General features: G+C 70.9%; 14 protein-coding genes and 1 pseudogene. 14 read left to right on the forward strand and 1 reads right to left on the reverse strand.

From position 1 onward, the window contains the following. Positions 1–121 precede the first annotated feature (121 nt). The 3 genes from AB0B14_RS32850 (at position 122) to AB0B14_RS32860 (ending at position 4,179) form a co-directional block, all read left to right on the forward strand. Positions 122–2,194, forward strand: coding sequence for a carboxypeptidase-like regulatory domain-containing protein (locus AB0B14_RS32850; RefSeq protein WP_357525946.1), 2,073 nt, complete (start codon positions 122–124; stop codon positions 2,192–2,194). 234 nt (positions 2,195–2,428) lie between these two features. Beyond that, complete coding sequence (locus AB0B14_RS32855) at positions 2,429–3,106, forward strand: response regulator transcription factor (RefSeq protein ID WP_357065882.1); 678 nt, start codon at positions 2,429–2,431, stop codon at positions 3,104–3,106. A 68-nt stretch (positions 3,107–3,174) separates the two neighbouring features. Further along, positions 3,175–4,179: a HAMP domain-containing sensor histidine kinase gene (locus AB0B14_RS32860; protein ID WP_357066533.1), complete on the forward strand. Its 1,005-nt coding sequence runs from the start codon at positions 3,175–3,177 to the stop codon at positions 4,177–4,179. 85 nt (positions 4,180–4,264) lie between these two features. Here AB0B14_RS32860 and AB0B14_RS32865 read toward each other — a convergent pair whose 3' ends face one another. Beyond that, entirely contained in the window at positions 4,265–4,711 is a 447-nt protein-coding gene (locus tag AB0B14_RS32865) for a hypothetical protein (protein ID WP_357525948.1), read from the reverse strand. A gap of 214 nt (positions 4,712–4,925) precedes the next feature. Between AB0B14_RS32865 and AB0B14_RS32870 the strand changes: the two genes are divergently transcribed. The 11 genes and pseudogenes from AB0B14_RS32870 (at position 4,926) to AB0B14_RS32920 (ending at position 17,723) form a co-directional block, all read left to right on the forward strand. After that, on the forward strand, positions 4,926–6,263 hold the full coding sequence (locus tag AB0B14_RS32870) for a DUF4173 domain-containing protein (protein ID WP_357525950.1): 1,338 nt from the start codon (positions 4,926–4,928) through the stop codon (positions 6,261–6,263). A gap of 44 nt (positions 6,264–6,307) precedes the next feature. After that, positions 6,308–6,721, forward strand: coding sequence for a hypothetical protein (locus tag AB0B14_RS32875; protein WP_357065888.1), 414 nt, complete (start codon positions 6,308–6,310; stop codon positions 6,719–6,721). Position 6,722: 1 nt separating this feature from the next. After that, positions 6,723–8,363 carry a cation acetate symporter gene (locus AB0B14_RS32880; protein WP_357065890.1) on the forward strand — a complete coding sequence of 547 codons (1,641 nt, stop codon included), beginning with the start codon at positions 6,723–6,725 and terminating at the stop codon, positions 8,361–8,363. A gap of 91 nt (positions 8,364–8,454) precedes the next feature. Next, positions 8,455–9,219: an ABC transporter ATP-binding protein gene (locus AB0B14_RS32885; RefSeq protein ID WP_357065893.1), complete on the forward strand. Its 765-nt coding sequence runs from the start codon at positions 8,455–8,457 to the stop codon at positions 9,217–9,219. Continuing rightward, on the forward strand, positions 9,204–10,907 hold the full coding sequence (locus tag AB0B14_RS32890) for an ABC transporter permease (protein ID WP_357525952.1): 1,704 nt from the start codon (positions 9,204–9,206) through the stop codon (positions 10,905–10,907). Before AB0B14_RS32885 ends, AB0B14_RS32890 begins: the two co-directional genes overlap by 16 nt. A gap of 283 nt (positions 10,908–11,190) precedes the next feature. Further along, a pseudogene (locus AB0B14_RS32895) lies at positions 11,191–11,724 on the forward strand (flavin reductase family protein); the annotation flags it as partial. A 175-nt stretch (positions 11,725–11,899) separates the two neighbouring features. Beyond that, a complete protein-coding gene (locus AB0B14_RS32900; RefSeq protein WP_357065898.1) occupies positions 11,900–12,265 on the forward strand; it encodes a DUF485 domain-containing protein in 366 nt (121 codons plus the stop codon). Beyond that, complete coding sequence (locus AB0B14_RS32905) at positions 12,243–13,934, forward strand: cation acetate symporter (RefSeq protein WP_357525954.1); 1,692 nt, start codon at positions 12,243–12,245, stop codon at positions 13,932–13,934. Before AB0B14_RS32900 ends, AB0B14_RS32905 begins: the two co-directional genes overlap by 23 nt. Positions 13,935–14,015: 81 nt before the next feature. Then, on the forward strand, positions 14,016–14,993 hold the full coding sequence (locus tag AB0B14_RS32910) for an NAD-dependent epimerase/dehydratase family protein (RefSeq protein WP_357525956.1): 978 nt from the start codon (positions 14,016–14,018) through the stop codon (positions 14,991–14,993). A 65-nt stretch (positions 14,994–15,058) separates the two neighbouring features. Further along, positions 15,059–16,285, forward strand: a complete 1,227-nt coding sequence (locus AB0B14_RS32915) for an LCP family protein (protein ID WP_357065906.1) — start codon at positions 15,059–15,061, stop codon at positions 16,283–16,285. 175 nt (positions 16,286–16,460) lie between these two features. Next, positions 16,461–17,723, forward strand: a complete 1,263-nt coding sequence (locus AB0B14_RS32920) for an LCP family protein (RefSeq protein WP_357525958.1) — start codon at positions 16,461–16,463, stop codon at positions 17,721–17,723. The last annotated feature ends 47 nt before the right edge of the window (positions 17,724–17,770 follow it).

Raw genomic sequence — 17,770 nt, forward strand, 5'->3', positions numbered from 1 at the left:
CGGCCCTGCCGACAGATATCGCCGATCGCCTATCCTCCGGTTGCCGATTCCGTACGGGGCGCAGGGTCGGTGTGGGCGAAGCCTGCTCAGGTCGCCCCACCACCCTCACATTGGGACATCGATGCAGCTAACCACAGCTCGCCGCGCCCTGCTGGCCGGTGCCCTCGTGGCGGCACTCGTGCTGTCCGGCGCCACCCCGGCCCAGGCCGCGGCCACCGGTGCGGTCAGCGGACGACTGACCACCAGCACCGGGGCCGCCGCCGCCGAGGTCCAGGTGCTCGTCTACGACCCGGAGAGTTACAACTACGTCGACGACACCAACACCGACGCCGACGGCAACTTCACAGTCGCCGGGCTGCCCGCCGGCCCGTACCTGGTGGGCTACTTCCCGCTCGAACAGCCGGGGCAGTATTACCGCCAGCAGGCGACGATCTGGACCGCCGACCCGGTGACCGTCACCGCCGGTGGCACCGCCCGGGCCGACGACCAGCTCTTCGCCGTCGGCACCTTCACCGGTCGGATCGTCAACACCGCGGGCGACCCGATGCCGAACCTGCCCGTCAACGCCCGCGAGGTCGACACGGGCGCCGTGACCGGGGGCCTGACCGACGAGCAGGGTCGGTACACCTTCGCCACCCGGCCGGGCCGCTACGTGCTGAGCCTCCAGCCGATCGAGGGCATCGACCAGGTGCAGTACGTGCCCGGGAAGCTCGATCAGGAGAGCGCCACGGTCTTCCAGGTGAAGGCGGACGAGGCGACGGTGGTCAACGAGACAGCGCTGCAGGCGGGCACCCTCAGCGGCCGGTTCACCACCGCCGCCGGTGCCCCGCTCGCCGATGCCCAGGTGAGCATCAACACCCGCGGCGGCGGCGTCGGGGCGTACACGGAGACCGACGCGAACGGCGAGTTCACCGTGCAACTACTGCCGGCCTCGTACATCGTCGGCCTGTACGCCGGTGATCGCCAGCAGTACTACCGCGGCAAGTTGATCTCCGAGGAAGCCGACCGCGTCGAGGTACGCGGCGGGCAGCAGACGAGGATCACGGACAGCCTGCTCGGCACCGGCTCGGTCACCGTGCGGGCGGTCGACTCGGTCAGCGGAGCGCCCATCGCCGACTTCTGCGCCCAGTCGGTCTGCAGCAACGGCACCGGCACGGTGACCGTCACCGGCCTGCCGCAGGGCAGCCACACCATCTACCTGGACGTGCCGGACCGGCTGCACTTCAACCGCGAGGTGACCGGGGTACGGGTGAAGGCGGACGGCGACACCAAGCTGACCGTGAAGATGCGTCCCGGCGCGCTCATCAGCACCACCGTCCTCGATCGGCAGAGCGGCCGGCCCGTGCCGGACATCTGCCTGGACACGTTCCTGCCGAAGCAGGCGAAGCTCTCGGACGGCTACGGCTACTGCAGCGACCAGACCGGCAAGATCACGGTGGGGCCGTTCGCCGCCGGCAACTACAAGCTCTTCGCGGTGCCGCGGGACAGCAACTACGGCCGCCAGTGGGTGGGCGTCAACGGCGGCACTGGCGACGAGCGGCAGGCAGCGGTCGTCACCGCGACCGTCGGCCAGGTCGCCACCGGTCCGCAGATCAGGCTGGACCGGGCCGGCACGGTCACCGGCACGGTCACCGACCCGGCCGGCAAGCCGGTGCCGAACGCCAGCGTGTCGGTGCTGACCGCCCACCCCGGGGTCGGTGCGCAGGACGCCGTCACCGACGAGCACGGCGTCTACACCCTTGAGCGGCTCGGCCCGTACGCCTGGCCGGTGGTGGTCGGCGCCAACCCGTACGCGAGCCAGTGGTCCGGCGACAAGCCCAGCCGGTTCACCGCCACCCCGGTGCCGGTGACCGCCGGTGCGGCCGCCACCCACAACGTCCAGCTCGACCAGGGCGCCGAGCTGACCGGCACCTTCCGCACGCCCGACGGCACCCCGTTCACCAGCGGGTTCGTCATCGCTCGCAACGTCGACACCGGTGACATCGCGGGCAGCACCTGGCTGACCGACGGGCGGTACAGCATCCGCGTCAAGGGGCCGCAGCGGATCTTCTTCACCTACAACGTCTCGCTTGGTGACAAGCAGTTCGACGGCCGCTACCTGGTGACCCAACCGGACGGCACCCGCAAGCTGGCCCGGTTCACCATCCCGGCCAGCGGCAGCGTGACCGTGGACCTGGTCGTGCCAACCAGCTGACGGGTTCAAGCAGCGGGGCCGGTGGCGCTGCCACCGGCCCCGTTTTACGTCCGGTCAGAAGATGTCGGCCAGCGGCAGGGCGAGGGGGAACGGCTCCCTCCACAACGAGCCTCGGGAGTTCACCCACGCCAGCCGGCATGGTCACCGAGTTATCCACAGGCGTGAACGGTTCTCCACAGGTTATTCACAACGTGACCCACTGATCTCCACGGCGGCTCCCTACAGTCGGGACCCATGAAGGAACGCCGGATACTGGTCGTCGAGGACGAACGGACCATCGCCGAGTCCATCGCCGCCCGACTGCGCGCCGAGGGCTTCACGGTGCAGGTCGCGGCGGACGGGCCCAGCGCCGTCGCGCAGTTCCGCACCGGCCAGCCGGATCTCGTCGTACTCGACGTGATGCTGCCCGGCTTCGACGGCCTGGAGGTGTGCCGCCGGATCCAGGCCGACCGGCCGGTGCCGGTGCTGATGCTCACCGCCCGCGACGACGAGACCGACCTGCTGGTGGGGCTCGCGGTCGGCGCGGACGACTACCTCACCAAGCCCTTCTCGATGCGGGAGCTGGCCGCCCGGGTGCACGTCCTGCTGCGGCGGGTGGAGCGGGCCGCCACCCCGGCACCGCCCGCGATCCACCTCGGCGACATCGAGATCAACGAGGCCGAGCGGCGGGTTCGCCGGGCCGGCGCGGACGTGCACCTCACGCCGACGGAGTTCGACCTGCTGGTCCACCTCGCCGGTCGACCCCGCACGGTGCTTCCCCGGGAACGGCTGCTCGCCGATGTGTGGGGATGGGTCGACGGGAGTGGCACCCGCACGGTGGACAGCCACATCAAGGCGTTGCGGCGCAAGCTCGGCGCCGACCTGATCCGGACCGTTCACGGCGTCGGTTACGCCCTGGAGGTGCCCGCGTGACCGGTCGGCTGTTGGGCTGGCTGGACCGGGTGTTACCCCGTCCACTGGACCCGGTCCGCTCGATCAAGATGAAGCTCGGCGTCCTGCTTGTCGCCTCCTGGGCCGTGGCCATCGGCTACTTCTGGTACGGCGTCGGCTGGCTCCCGCCGGGCACGGCGATCACCAGCATCGGCATCGCGCTTGTCACCTCGCAGGTGCTTGCCCACGGGATGACCTCGCCGCTGCGTGAGATGACGGCGGCCGCCGGCGCGATGGCCCGGGGCGACTACACCCGACGGGTACGCGCCACGTCCCGCGACGAGGTCGGCGAGCTGGCTCAGGCGTTCAACAAGATGGCCGAGGATCTGCACGCCGCCGACCAGCGTCGACGTGAGCTGATCGCCAACGTCTCACACGAGTTGCGTACGCCGATCACCGCACTGCAGGGCGTGCTGGAGAACATGGTGGACGGGGTGGCCGACCCCGAACCGGCCGCGCTGCGCTCGGCGCTGTCCCAGACCGAGCGGCTCGGGCACCTCGTCGCCGACCTGCTCGACCTGTCCCGCCTCGATGCCGGGGTGGTGCCACTGCGCCGGGTGCAGATCGACGTGAACGACTTCCTCGACGAGGCCGTGGAGCATGCCACCGCCAGCGCGGTCGGCGCCGCACTGGATGTGCGTTTCCAGCTCCGCGAACTGCCGGCCCCGCTGACCGTCTACGCCGACCCGTGGCGGCTGCACCAGGTCTTCGCGAACCTGCTCGACAACGCGGCACGGCACAGCCCACCTGGCGGCACGGTGCGACTGAGCGCCGAGGAACATGCCGACCAGCTCCGCTTCGAGGTCAGCGACGAGGGCCAGGGCATTTCGCCGAGCGAGCGGTCCCGGGTCTTCGAACGGTTCACCCGAGGCGATCGATCCGCCGGCGGCGGGACCGGGCTCGGCCTGGCCATCGCCCGCTGGGTCGTCGAGTTGCACGGCGGTCGGATCGCCGTCCTCGACCCCGTCACACCACCGCACCGGGTCGATCGGCCCGGCTGCCGCATCCAGGTCACCATCCCCAGCGACGGGTCACACCGGAAAGAGGTCGCATGACCAGCCCTGGCTCCACCCCGCTTCCGGCCAGCGGACCGACCGCACCGCAGGTCTATCCGCCGGTCAGACCGGGCCCGGCCGTCGGTCAGCCCCAGCCGTGGCCGATCGCGCCGGCCCGGCCACGGCCACCGTCACTGTTCGAGCGTCGCTGGCCGGGGCCGTCCGGCGCCGCCCGTCCGCTGGTCCTGGCGGCGGTGGCGATCGCGGCGGTCGTCGGCGCCGCCACGCTCACGATGGTTCGTCCCGGCCTGGGCTGGCTGGTGGCCACACTGGCCGGCACCGTCGCCCTGGTCAGCGCCAGCGTCGCCCGTTCCCGGACGCCGTCCCCGCCAGCGGGCGTCACCGCGCCGACCATGCCCAGCGCCGCACCGGGCGGGTCGGCGACCCCGCCCGCCACCGCCGCATCCGGCACCGCCGCAACCGGCGCCGCCGCACCCGGGACCACCGCACCCGGGACCACCGCACCCGGGACCACCGCACCCGGCGCCACCGCACCCGGGACCGCCACCGCCGCACCTAAGACCGCCACCACGGCGGCACCGCCAACTGCGCAGCCCGGCACGCCGGCAGCGCCAAGTGCACCAGCAGCGCCAGGTGGGCCAGGTGGGCCCGCCTCCGCCATCACGGGGCCGCCACCGATCACCACCGCGTCAGGTGCGCCAGCAGCGCCGGGTGCGCCGGGTGCGCCGACCACGCCGGGTCCGCCGGCAGCGCCGACCGTGCCGCCAGCGAGCAGCACGTCGGCCGTGACCGCGACCGCACCGTCTACTGCGGGGGCGGCTGACCGTCCCGGTGCCACGGGGGCACCGGGGCGGGCGGCACAGGTCGTCTGGGCCGCCGCGACGATCGCGTTGGTCGCCGTCGGCACGGTCCGCGCGGCCGGTTGGCTCTTCGCGCTGTGCCTGGTCGCGGCGGCGGTGACCGGGACGCTCGCGGTGACCGGCGGGCGAAGCCCGCTGGGGATGCTGGTCGCCGCGACGCTGCCGCCGGCCGCGACGGTACGGGCGCTCCCCTGGGCGGTACGCGGACTGCGCGACACCCGCCCGGCCGGGGCGGGGATCGGGTTCGGCCGCATCCTGACCAGCTTGGCGATCTCCGCCGGTCTGTTGCTGCTGTTCGGTCTGCTCTTCTCCTCCGCCGACGCGGTCTTCGCCGATCTGGTCACGGGTCTCCTGCCGGACATCTCGGCAGCCAGTGTCGTTGGCTGGCTGGTGCGTCTGGGGCTGATCGGTGGTGGTCTGCTCGGTGCCGCGTACCTGGTCAGTCGTCCGCCCGACCTGGAGGGCCTGCGGCCGGGGCCGTCCCGACCGGCCCACCGGTTGGAGTGGACCCTGCCGCTGGTGTTGCTCGACACCCTGTTCGCCGCGTTCGTGCTGGTCCAGCTCACGGTGTTCTTCGGCGGCGCGGGGCACGTGCTGCGGACGGCCGGGCTCACCTACGCCCAGTACGCCCGGGGCGGCTTCTGGCAGTTGCTCGCCGTCACCGCGCTCACCCTGCTGGTGATCGCGATCGCCGCCCGCCGGACACCAACGGCCACCCGAGCGGACCGGCTGCTGGTTCGCGTACTGCTCGGCACGCTCGCCGCGCTGAGCCTGGTGGTCGTCGCCTCCGCGCTCTACCGGATGCAGGTCTACGCCGACGCGTACGGCGCGACCCGGCTCCGGCTCTTCGTGACGACAGTCGAACTCTGGCTCGGGCTGCTCTTCGTCCTGGTCGGGGTGGCGGTGGTGCGGCTGCGGGCCGCCTGGCTGCCCCGGCTGGTGGTCGGCACGGCGGTGCTGGCGCTGCTCGGGTTGGCGCTGGTCAACCCGGACCGGCTGATCGCCGACCGCAACGTCGACAGGTACCTGGAGACCGGCCGGTTGGACGTCAGCTACCTGTCCGGGTTGTCGGCGGACGCCGTACCGGCCCTGGCTCGGCTGCCCGAGCCGATGCGCGTCTGCGCACTGGGGGAGATCGCCGCCGAGCTGCCCCGCGATGGCCTGTGGGGGACGAACCTCGGCCGGGCGAGGGCACGACAGGACCTCGCCACGATCCCGACAGTCACCGATGTGACCGACTGCCCCGGTACGCGACGCTGGTGAGGGCCACCGCTTGACAATCGCGCGCGGCGGGCAAGACTGCCGGGGTGGCCAAGCAACTCCCTGACGTGGGGTCGGGCGGTGCGGTACCGCCGCCCCGGCGGGCCCGGATCGTGCTGGCCGAGATCAGCCGGCAGGACACCCGCGCCGAGCGGACCCGCGCCGAGCTGGCCCAGCAGACCCAGGTCGGCGAGGCGCTGGTCCGCGGCCTGGTCCGGGCCCAGCTCGCGCTGGCGCTGCGGCTCTCCCTGGTGGTGGTCATCGGGTTGGGTGGGCTGCCGTGGCTGTTCGCCATCGCACCCTCGCTCGGCCGGACCACAGTCGTCGGTGTCAACCTGCCGTGGTTGCTGCTCGGGGTGGCCTCGTTCCCGTTCCTGATCGGGGTGGGCTGGGCGTACGTGCGGTTGGCCGAGCGCAACGAGCAGGACTTCACCGATCTGGTGCAGCGGCCGGAGCACTGAGGTGGGCAACGACTTCGTGGTCCCGGCCATCGTCGCGGTCACTCTGGTCACCGTCGGGATCGGCTTCTACGGGCTGCGGTTGGCTCGGACCACGTCCGACTTCCTGGTGGCGTCCCGGGCGATCAGCCCGACCTGGAACGCCGCAGCCATCGGCGGGGAGTACCTGTCGGCGGCGAGCTTCCTCGGCATCGCCGGTCTGGTCCTCAAGTACGGCGTGGACGTGCTCTGGTATCCGGTCGGTTTCGCCGCCGGCTACCTGGCACTGCTGCTGTTCGTGGCCGCGCCGCTGCGCCGCTCGGGTGCGTTCACCCTGCCCGACTTCTGCGAGCTGCGGCTGGGGTCCCGTCGGCTGCGCATCCTGGCCACCGCGTTCGTGATCTTCATCGGTTGGCTGTACCTGGTGCCACAACTCCAGGGCGCCGGGCTCACCCTGGCCACCGTCGCCGGCGCCCCGTACCCGGTCGGTGCCCTGCTGGTGGCCGCCGTGGTCACCGCCAACGTGGCGCTGGGCGGGATGCGGGCCATCACCTTCGTGCAGGCGTTCCAGTACTGGCTCAAGCTGACCGCGCTCGCCGTACCGGTGATCTTCCTGGCGTTGCAGTGGCAGGCTGACGGCCGCCCGGCGGTGACGCCGCCCGACGGGCCGACGTTCCGGACCGCGACCACCGTCGTGGTCGAGCACCGCGCGACCCTCACCCTGCCCGATGGTGACATTCGGGAGGTACGCCCCGGCGACGAGCTGACCTTCGCCGCCGGTGACCCGGTGCCGGACGTGTCCGGGGTGGCCACCGGCGCCAGCGACTGGCTGCTGCCCAGCGCCGCGGGCAACGACGACCGGGGGCTGTTCGCCACGTACTCGCTGATCCTGGCCACGTTCCTCGGCACCATGGGGCTGCCGCACGTGCTGGTCCGCTTCTACACCAACCCCGACGGCGCGGCGGCACGCCGGACCACCCTGGTCGTGCTGGCCCTCGTCGGCGTCTTCTATCTGCTACCCACCCTCTACGGGGTGCTCGGCCGGATCTACACGCCGCAACTGCTGGTCAGCGGGCAGACCGACGCGGTGGTGGTGTTGCTGCCCGGTGCGGCACTCGGCGACGGGGCAGTGGGGCGGCTGCTCGCCGCGCTGGTCTCGGCGGGCGCGTTCGCGGCGTTCCTCTCCACCTCGTCCGGGCTGCTGACAAGCGTCGCCGGAGTGATCTCGACGGATGTGCTCGGCCAGGGCTCGGTACGCGGCTTCCGACTGGCCACGGTGCTCGCCGGAGCGGTGCCGACGCTGCTGGCGCTGCACGTCTCCGGACTTGACGTGTCGCAGGTGGTCGGGCTGGCCTTCGCGGTCGCGGCGTCGAGTTTCTGCCCGCTGCTGGTGCTCGGCATCTGGTGGCGTGGGTTGACCGACGTGGGCGCCGCCGCCGGTGTGGTGGTCGGCGGTGGCGCGGCGATCGGGGCGGTGCTGGTCACCGTGCTCGGGCCGCCGTTGTCCGGCTGGCCGGCCACGCTCACCACCCAGCCGGCCGCCTGGACAGTGCCGCTGGCGTTCACCGTGATGGTCGTGGTGTCGATGGCGACCCGACGTCGGGCCCCGGCCGACGTCGCGGCCACGATGCTGCGCCTGCACACCCCCGAGACCGTCCGCCTGTAGCTCGTCGCGACGGCGGATGCGACTACCGGATGATCGCGCGTCCGTCTGGCGCCGGAGGGCGGAAGTGGCGATCGACGGATAACGTCGGCACATGACTGTTGAGCACCCCGCGCTCGCACTACGTGGCCTGGCCAAACGCTTCGACGGCACGATCGCGGTGGCCGGCGTCGACCTGGACGTCCCCGCCGGCTCGTTCTACGGCCTGCTCGGCCCGAACGGCGCCGGCAAGACCACCACCCTGTCGATGGCGGTCGGGCTGTTGCGGCCGGACGCCGGCTCGGCGTGGGTGCTCGGGCACGACGTCTGGCAGGATCCGGTGACCGCCAAGCGGCTGCTCGGCGTGATGCCCGACGGTGTCCGCCTGTTCGACCGGCTGACCGGGGCCGAGCTGCTGGCGTACAACGGGTTGTTGCGGGGGATGGACCCGGCGGTGGTCGACCAGCGGGCCGCGGAGTTGCTTGACGTGTTGGCGCTCGGCGATGCCGGCCGGACGCTTGTGGTGGACTACTCGGCGGGCATGAAGAAGAAGATCGGCCTCGCCTGCGCGCTGCTGCACGGCCCTCGGGTGTTGGTGCTGGACGAGCCGTTCGAGGCGGTCGACCCGGTCTCCGCCGCGCTGATCCGGGACATCCTCACCCGTTACGCGGCAGGTGGCGGCACGGTGATCTTCTCCAGTCACGTGATGGAGGTCGTCGAGCGGCTCTGCTCGCACGTGGCCATCCTGGCCGGCGGCACCATCAAGCGGGTCGGCACGATCAGCGACGTGCGCGGCGGCCGCTCGTTGGAGGACGTCTTCGTCGAGGTGGTGGGCGGGCGCACCGCGACCGGCGAGGAGCTGTCGTGGCTCTCCCGGTGATCGCGGACACCGCACCCGCCGTGCCGGTGCGTGCGGTCTCCGCTCGACACTTCGCGCGGCTCAAGCTGCGGGTGATGGGCAACAGCTTCCGGGGCCAGGGTTGGCGGATCGCCCTGTTCATCGGTGGTGCGGTGGTCGGGCTCTGGTTCGCCGTCAGCGGCTTCTTCCTCTTCGCCGCGCCCGGCCTGGCCGACGACGGCACGTACGCGGTGCTCGTCGCGGCGGCGGGCGGCGGGCTGCTGGTGCTCGGTTGGCTTCTCCTACCGCTTGTCTTCTTCGGGGTGGACGAAACCCTGGATCCAGCCCGGTTCGCGCTGCTGCCACTGCCCCGCCGGACGTTGGTGACCGGCCTGTTCGTCGCGGCCCTGATCAGCGTGCCGGTGCTGGCGGTGCTCATCGCGTCGTTCGGGCTGGTGCTCACCGCGCTGTCCCTGGGCGGCTGGTCGGCGGGGTTGGTCGCCCTCGTCGGCGTGCTCGCCGGGCTGCTGCTCTGCGTGGCCGCCAGCCGGGCGGTGACCAGCGCGTTCGCCACCATGTTGCGGTCGCGTAGGGTCCGCGACCTGGCGGCCGTGCTGCTGGCGGTGACCGCCGCGATGCTCGGCCCGTTGCAGGTCGTCGGCCTCGCCGCCCTACGGGAGGCGGACTGGGGCCGACTGGCCGGCGTGGCGACCGTGATCGGCTGGACGCCGTTGGGCGCACCGTGGACGATGGGCATCGACGTGGCCCAGGGCCGGGTCTGGGCCGCACCGGTCAAGTTGCTGATCACGGTGGTGGCGATCGGTGCCCTGCTGCTCTGGTGGTCCCGGTCGCTGGAGTCGGCGATGGTGGGTGCGGCGAGCGCCGGCAAGGCACCGGCCCGACGCGCCACCACCGGCGGTGCGGTCGAGCAACTGTTCCCCAGGTTCGCCGGCTGGGCCCAGCGGGACCGGTTCGGCGCGCTGGTCGCCAGGGAGGCCCGCTACTGGTGGCGGGACGCCCGCCGCCGGGCCAACCTGATCACGATCGCGGTGGTCGGCATCTTCGTACCCGTGTTCATCAACGTGACGGGCGGGGACTTCGCGATCGAGGGCGAGGCGGGGTTGACCGCGGGTGTCGCCGACAGCTCGCCGGTCGTGGTCACCATCTCCATGCTCCTCGTGGGAGTGCTCGCCGCGGTCACCCTGGCCAATCAGTTCGGCTTCGACGGCAGCGCGTACGCGGCGAACGTGGTGGCGGGCGTGCCCGGCCGGGTGGAGCTGCGCGCCCGCATGGTGGCCTTCTCGCTGTACGTGCTGCCGCTGCTGGGGTTCGTCGCGGTGGTGCTGTCGATAGTGCTCGGTCGACCAGAGTGGATCGCGCTCACCATCGGCGGCCTGGTCGCCTCCTACGGTGCCGGGCTGGCGGTGAACAGCCTGATCTCGGTGCTCGGGGCGTACTCGCTGCCGGAGACGAGCAACCCGTTCGCGATGAACAGCGGTGCCGGCGTGGCGAAGGGGCTACTCACCCTGGTGGCCATGCTCGCCTCGGTGGTCACGGCGGTGCCGATGGCGGTGGCGGCGGCACTGCTCGGCGACGCCTGGCTCTGGCTGGCCCTGCCGGTGGGCGCGGCGTACGGGGTGGGCGCGGCGCTGCTGGGCGCGTACCTGGCCGGCGACGTGCTGGACCGGCGTCAGCCGGAGCTGCTGGCCACGGTCACACCACGCCGTTAGCCGACGCACCGGCCGAGGGCCTGGGCGGTGTCGGCGACGAAGCCGCGCCGGGCGAACGGCGACCATCGGTGATGGGTGCCGCCCGGGACTGTCGCATCGCCACGAGCGATATGCCTCCGGGTCATAAATATGCCTCTGAGTCATCACGGTTGTTCGTGCATCGGCCCCCGGCCAGCGAATCGCACCGCACCCGGTGGGCCGCACCGCCGCGCCGGGGCGGAGCGCCGAGGTGAGCCGGCGGCACCTGCCGATGCGCCCGCTCTGGCGAGGTCGGGGCGGCACAATGTTTCACGTGAATCATGAGCCGGGTGCCGAGATCCATCACACCGACCCGTTCGCGGTGCCGAGGGGGCAGCGGTCGCCGGCACGCCGGCTGCGCGGTCGACTCGCCACGCCGGTGACACTCTGGACGGCGCCGGGCCCCGCCGGGTTGACGGTGTCGTCCACGCTTGTCGCCGAGGGGGAGCCGGACCGGATGCTCGGGCTGATCGATCCGGAGTCCGACCTGTGGGCGGCAGTGGAGGAGGCGGGCCGGTTCGCGGTCACGCTGCTCGGCCCGCCGCACCGGCAACTCGCGGACCGGTTCGCCGGCCTCTTTCCCGCCCCGGGCGGGCTCTTCGCCACCGGCGAGTGGGTCGACACGCCGCACGGGCCGGTGCCGGGGGATGCCGGCGGCTGGGTCGGATGCCGACTGGACAGCGCCCGCGAGTGCGGCTGGGGCCTGCTGGTGGAGGCCATCATCGAGACGGTCGAGCTGACCGAGGAGGCGTCTCCCCTGCTGCACTTTCGCGGTCGGTACCACGAGTTGCCGGCCTGAACGGGCGGCTCGACCGGACCGACCGGTCACCGGGGTGACCTGAGTCACTTGGCGCAGGCAACCAACCGCTCGGCGCACTCGTCTACCGCCGTCGATCTCAGCCTTCCCTGTCGGGGAGTGCGCTCTCTACCGTGCGCGAAACTCCTCTGACGCCTGTGAAGGTGGTGATCCACAGATGTCCACGGACACACCCGCTCCGGCCGCTTCCCAGTCGGACAAGTACCTGGCCGTACAACGGTCGGACGAATTCGCCGGGCTGCGGCGTGCGCTGCGCGGCTTCGTCTTCCCGATGACCGTCGCGTTCTTCCTGTGGTATGCGCTCTACGTCATTCTCTCCGCGTACGCCCGGGACTTCATGGGCACGAAGCTGTTCGGCAGCAACATCAACGTCGCACTGGTCTTCGGCCTGCTCCAGTTCGTCTCGACGTTCCTGATCGCCTGGCTCTACGCCCGATACGCCGACCGGAAGATCGACCCCATCGCCGACCGGATCCGCGAAGAGATCGGGGAGGTGACCCATGAGCACGGTCCTCGCGGCTGAGACGGTCCTCGCGGCCGAGGCGGGCAACCACACCGCCCGCAACCTGACCATCACGCTCTTCCTGATCTTCGTGGCGGTGACCCTGGCCATCACCATCTGGGCCAGCCGGCAGACCAAGACGGCTACCGACTTCTACGCCGGCGGCCGGTCCTTCTCCGGCTTCCAGAACGGCATGGCGATCGGCGGCGACTACATGTCGGCCGCGTCGTTCCTCGGCATCGCCGGCATCATCGCGCTGTACGGCTACGACGGCTTCCTCTACTCGATCGGCTTCCTGGTCGCCTGGCTGGTGGCCCTGCTGCTGGTCGCGGAGCTGCTGCGTAACTCGGGCCGGTACACGATGGCCGACGTGCTGGCCTTCCGGATGCGGCAGCGTCCGGTGCGTACGGCGGCGGCGGTCTCCACCATCACGGTGTCGATCTTCTACCTGTTGGCGCAGATGGTGGGTGCCGGTGCGCTCGTCGCGCTGCTGCTCGGCATCAGGCCGGGCACGACCTTCCTCGGCATGGACGCGGCGACCGCCAAGGTGGCGACCATCATCATGGTCGGCGCCCTGATGATCGTCTACGTGACCGTGGGTGGCATGAAGGGCACCACGTACGTGCAGATCGTCAAGGCGTTCCTGCTGATGACCGGCGCGCTGCTGATGACCGTGCTGGTGCTGGCGAAGTTCAACTTCAACCTGTCGGAGCTGCTCGGCGCCGCCGCCGCCAAATCCGGAAAGGGCGAGGCCCTCCTGCAACCGGGCCTGCGGTACGGCGTGGAGGTCGCCGGAAACGCCACGCAGACGTTCTACAACAAGATGGACCTGCTCTCGCTCGGCATCGCCCTGGTGCTCGGCACCGCCGGTCTGCCGCACATCCTGATCCGCTTCTACACGGTGCCGACCGCCAAGGCGGCCCGCAAGAGCGTGCTCTGGGCGATCGGCATCATCGGCACCTTCTACCTGCTCACCCTGGCCCTCGGCTTCGGTGCGGCGGCGCTGGTCGGCAGCAAGGCGATCACCGATCAGGACAAGGCCGGCAACACCGCGGCACCGCAGTTGGCCGAGGCGTTGGGTTTGGACTTCTTCGGCGGTGACCTCGGTGGTGCCGCCATGTTGGCGATCATCGCGGCGGTCGCCTTCGCCACCATCCTGGCGGTGGTGGCCGGGTTGACCCTGGCCTCCTCGTCCAGCCTCGCGCACGACTTCTACGCGAACGTGATGAAGAAGGGGGAGGCGTCGGAGCGCCAGGAGGTGCGGGTCGCCCGGATCTCCGCCCTGGTGATCGGCGCGATCTCCATCCTGCTGTCGATCTTCGCGCAGAACCTCAACGTGGCGTTCCTGGTGGCGCTGGCCTTCGCGGTCGCCGCCTCGGGCAACCTGCCGGCGATCCTCTACAGCCTGTTCTGGCGGCGGTTCAACACCTCCGGCGCGGTGTGGGCGATCTACGGCGGTCTGCTCTCGGCCGTGCTGCTGGTGTTCTTCTCGCCAGTGGTCTCCGGCGCGGCGACCTCGATGTTCCCGGATCACGACTGGCAGTGGTTCCCGCTGTCCAACCCGGGCATCCTCTCCATCCCGTTCGGTTTCCTGTGCGGGTGGATCGGCACGATCATCTCGAAGGAGCACGACGAGGCGAAGTACGCGGAGCTGGAGGTGCGCGCCCTCACCGGCGCTGGCGCCCACTGATTCAGGCACCGGGCCCCCTGCTGACGCCACGCGTCCGCGGGGGGCCTCTCGCCGTTATCGGGGATCGGTAGGCTGACCAGCATGAAGGTTGTTGAGCGCTTCGGTTCCGGTCACCGCGTTCTCGTCACCGGCGGAGCTGGTTTCGTCCCGTCGCACCTGGTGGATGTGCTGATCGCCCGCGGTTGCGAGGTGGTGGCGCTGGACAACTTCGTGACCGGCTCCAAGGAAAACATCGCCCACCTGCTGGATCGGCCATCCTTCACGCTCGTCGATGCGGACATCTCCGACGGCCTGCCGACCAACCACCCGGCACTGGCCGAGCGGTTCGACGCGATCCTGCACATGGCCTCACCGGCCAGCCCCACCGACTTCGCCCAACTGCCGGTGGAGATCCTCCGGGTCGGCTCGGTGGGCACCCTGCACCTGTTGGAGCGCGCGGTCGCCGACGGCGCCCGGTTCCTGATGGCCTCCACCTCCGAGGCGTACGGGGACCCGAAGGAGCACCCGCAGCGCGAGACCTACTGGGGCAACGTCAACCCGATCGGGGTGCGCAGCGTCTACGACGAGGCGAAGCGCTTCTCCGAGGCGGCCACCATGGCGTACCACCGGTACCGAGGGCTCGACGCGGCGATCGTCCGGATCTTCAACACGTACGGCCCGCGGATGCGCCCGGACGACGGTCGGGCCATCCCCACCTTCATCTCGCAGGCGCTGCGCGGCGAGCCGATCACCGTGCACGGCAGCGGCAACCAGACCCGGTCGATCTGCTTCGTCGAGGATCTGGTGCGGGGCATCCTGCTGCTGCTCGACTCGACCGAGACGGGCCCGATCAACTGCGGCACCGAGCACGAGCTGTCCATGCGGCAACTCGCCGAGTTGATCGTGTCACTCTCCGGCAGCAGTTCGACGGTGACCTACGTCACTCGCAGCTCGGATGACCCGGAGATGCGACGCCCCGATCTCACCCTGGCCCGCGAACTGCTCGGCTACGAGCCGACGGTGGCGCCCGAAGACGGCCTGCGACGCACGATCGCGCACTTCCGGGCTCACCTCGGGTAACGCGACGGCGATCGCTGAGTGTCGGCTGAAGGCGGCAGTGGCTCGCGCTACGTACCCTGAGTGACATGTCTGCGACCTCGTCTGCCGGCGTCCCGCATCCGCACCTGCACCGCAGCTCCGGACGCGCGTCGGTGCCCGGCCCCGATCGGGCCGCCTCCGGGCGTGCCCGTCCGACCGAGGCACGCTTCTACCCGCCGTACGACGAGGAGCAGCCCAGGCCCGACGGCCCGGTGGGGCCACGGGGGCCCGGCGGGCCGGGTGGCCTGGGCGGGTCGGGGCGACGTGGGCCGCGACCCCGCTGGGGCCGGATCGCCCTCGTGGCGGGGATCGCGGTGCTGGTGCTGGCGCTGCTCGGCAGCGTGGGCGCCTGGTTGTACGCCCGCAACCTCAACGGTGACCTGGCCCGCACCGACCCGTTCGCGGAGATCACCGGTGGCCGGCCGGCCAAGACCGTCGACGGCGCGCTGAACATCCTGCTGGTCGGCAGCGACTCACGAGACCCGGACGCGCCGGTCGACGCCAAGAGTCAGTGGCGCGCCGACACGGTCATCGTGATGCACATTCCGGCCGACCACCAGCAGGCGTACCTGGTCTCCATCCCGCGGGACCTCTACGTGCCGATTCCGGAGAGCGCCGGCGCGGACTGCGCCTCGGGCCAGCGCGCGAAGATCAACGCGGCGTTCGCGTTCGGCGGGCTGCCGCTGGCGGTTCGCACCGTGGAGTGCTTCACCGACGTCCGGATCGACCACGTGATGGCGATCGACTTCGGCGGCTTCAAGGAGGTCACCGACGCTCTCGGCGGGGTGGACCTGAAGGTGGAGCGGACCATCACCTCGATCCACAAGCCGTACCGGACGTTCACCAAGGGCACCAACCACATGGACGGCGCGGAGGCGCTGGACTGGATCCGTCAGCGCAAGCAGTTCCCGGACGGGGACTTCGCCCGGATGCGGCACCAGCAGGAGTTTCTCCGGGCGCTGATGGACAAGGCGGCGAGCAGCGGCACGCTGGCGAACCCGGCGAAGCTCAACAACTTCCTCAAATCGGTGACCGCGGCCGTAACCGTCGACCAGGATTTCTCGGTTACCGACATGGCGCTGCAGTTCCGCAACCTGCGCGGCCAGAACCTCACCTTCGTGACAAGCCCGAACTCGGGCAGCGACACGATCAACGGCGAGTCGGTGGTGGTCTCCGACCGGGAGAAGGCACTCGCCATGTACCAGGCCATGACGGCGGACACCATGGCGGACTGGGTCAAGGCCAACCCGCCGAAGGGCAAGGACGGCGGCTGACCGTGCCGGTCGGCCGCCGGGCCGACGGTCGCCCCGCCGCTCGGCTCATCGAGACACGACGATCGATCCGCTCCGTGGGAAATCGACGACCCGATTGACCCGTGATGAACTCGCCAAGTCGATTTGATGTACGTAGAGTGGTGCCGCCCCCTCCTGATCACGAGCTGGAGCACGCATGCCGGTTCAGGCCAGTCGTCGCCCTTCGTCCCCCGGGTCCGCCGCGCCCAGCGGCCGTGCCGCCGCGTCCATACCGGCCCAGGCGCGCCCCTCGCGTGGCGGGCCGGGCGGTCGCCCGCCCGGCGGCGGGAACGGTGGTCGGGTCGTTGGCGGGGGGTCGGCGAAGAAGCGGACCAAGCGCAAGGACCCGCTGTGGGCCCGGCTGACCGTGGTGTTCGGGGCGGTGCTGATGCTCGGCAGCGGCGTGGGCATCGTCGGCGGCAAGGTGCTGATCGGTCAGGCGACCGGGGACATCGCGCAACGCAACCTGCTCGGTGACGCCAGCAAGTCCGACGCCGAGGGCGGGGCCAGTCTGGACGGCCCGATCGACATGCTGCTGCTCGGCGTGGACGCGCGGGAGCGCTGGGCCGCCGACGACGTCCGCTCGGACAGCATCATCATCCTGCACATCCCGGCCACGCACGACCAGGCGTACCTGATCTCCATCCCCCGGGACACCGAGGTGCAGATCCCGGCCCGCCCGAAGAACGGCTGGTCCGGCGGCAGCGCGAAGATCAATGCGGCCTTCGAGGTGGGCGCCCGCAACGGCGGCGGCTGGGAGGGCGGCGCCCAGTTGATGGCCGAGACGATCAAGGGACTCACCGGCGTCAGCTTCGACGGCGCGGCGATCATCAACTTCGGCGGCTTCAAGAACGTCATCGACACCCTCGGCACCGTGCGGATCTGCGTGAGCCACGAGGTCAAGTCCAAGCACATGTCGTTCGTCGACGGCAAGCCGATGTGGAACGCCGACGCCAAGAAGACCGGCAAGAAGATGACCCCGGTGGTACACAAGAAGGGCTGCCAGCAGATGGAGGGCTGGGCGGCGCTCGACTACTCCCGGCAGCGCTACGGGCTGCCCGGTGGCGACTACGACCGGCAGCAGAACCAGCAGCAGCTGATCAAGGCGATGGCCAAGAAGGCCACCGACGGCGGGATGCTGACCAACCCGACCAAGCTCCAGCAGCTGATCAAGGCGGCCGGCAAGGCGTTCGTGCTGGACACCGGCGGGGCGTCGATCGAGAACTTCATCTTCACCATGCGCGGGGTGACCGCGAACGAGCTGACCATGTTGAAGACCAACAACGGCACCTTCAACGGCACCGACAACGGCACCGAGGCGTTGAACGACGAGACGAAGGAAATGTTCCGCGCGGTCAAGCAGGACAAGCTCGCCGAGTTCGTCTTCACCCACCCCGAGGTGATCTCCAGCCGCAAGTGAGCGGTGCCGGTCGGAAGTCCCGGAAAGCCGGCGACCAGCCCGTCACC

It is taken from the genome of Micromonospora sp. NPDC049171 (assembly GCF_040648275.1).
In the GTDB taxonomy this organism is placed as follows: Bacteria; Actinomycetota; Actinomycetes; order Mycobacteriales; family Micromonosporaceae; genus Micromonospora.

Bases quoted from the DNA above. Each gene is read 5' to 3' on its own strand.
- AB0B14_RS32850 (WP_357525946.1), top strand. From the start codon at position 122: ATGCAGCTAACCACAGCTCGCCGCGCCCTGCTGGCCGGTGCCCTCGTG.
- AB0B14_RS32855 (WP_357065882.1), top strand. From the start codon at position 2,429: ATGAAGGAACGCCGGATACTGGTCGTCGAGGACGAACGGACCATCGCC.
- AB0B14_RS32860 (WP_357066533.1), top strand. From the start codon at position 3,175: ATGAAGCTCGGCGTCCTGCTTGTCGCCTCCTGGGCCGTGGCCATCGGC.
- AB0B14_RS32885 (WP_357065893.1), top strand. From the start codon at position 8,455: ATGACTGTTGAGCACCCCGCGCTCGCACTACGTGGCCTGGCCAAACGC.
- AB0B14_RS32900 (WP_357065898.1), top strand. From the start codon at position 11,900: ATGTCCACGGACACACCCGCTCCGGCCGCTTCCCAGTCGGACAAGTAC.
- AB0B14_RS32905 (WP_357525954.1), top strand. From the start codon at position 12,243: ATGAGCACGGTCCTCGCGGCTGAGACGGTCCTCGCGGCCGAGGCGGGC.
- AB0B14_RS32910 (WP_357525956.1), top strand. From the start codon at position 14,016: ATGAAGGTTGTTGAGCGCTTCGGTTCCGGTCACCGCGTTCTCGTCACC.
- AB0B14_RS32915 (WP_357065906.1), top strand. From the start codon at position 15,059: ATGTCTGCGACCTCGTCTGCCGGCGTCCCGCATCCGCACCTGCACCGC.
- AB0B14_RS32920 (WP_357525958.1), top strand. From the start codon at position 16,461: ATGCCGGTTCAGGCCAGTCGTCGCCCTTCGTCCCCCGGGTCCGCCGCG.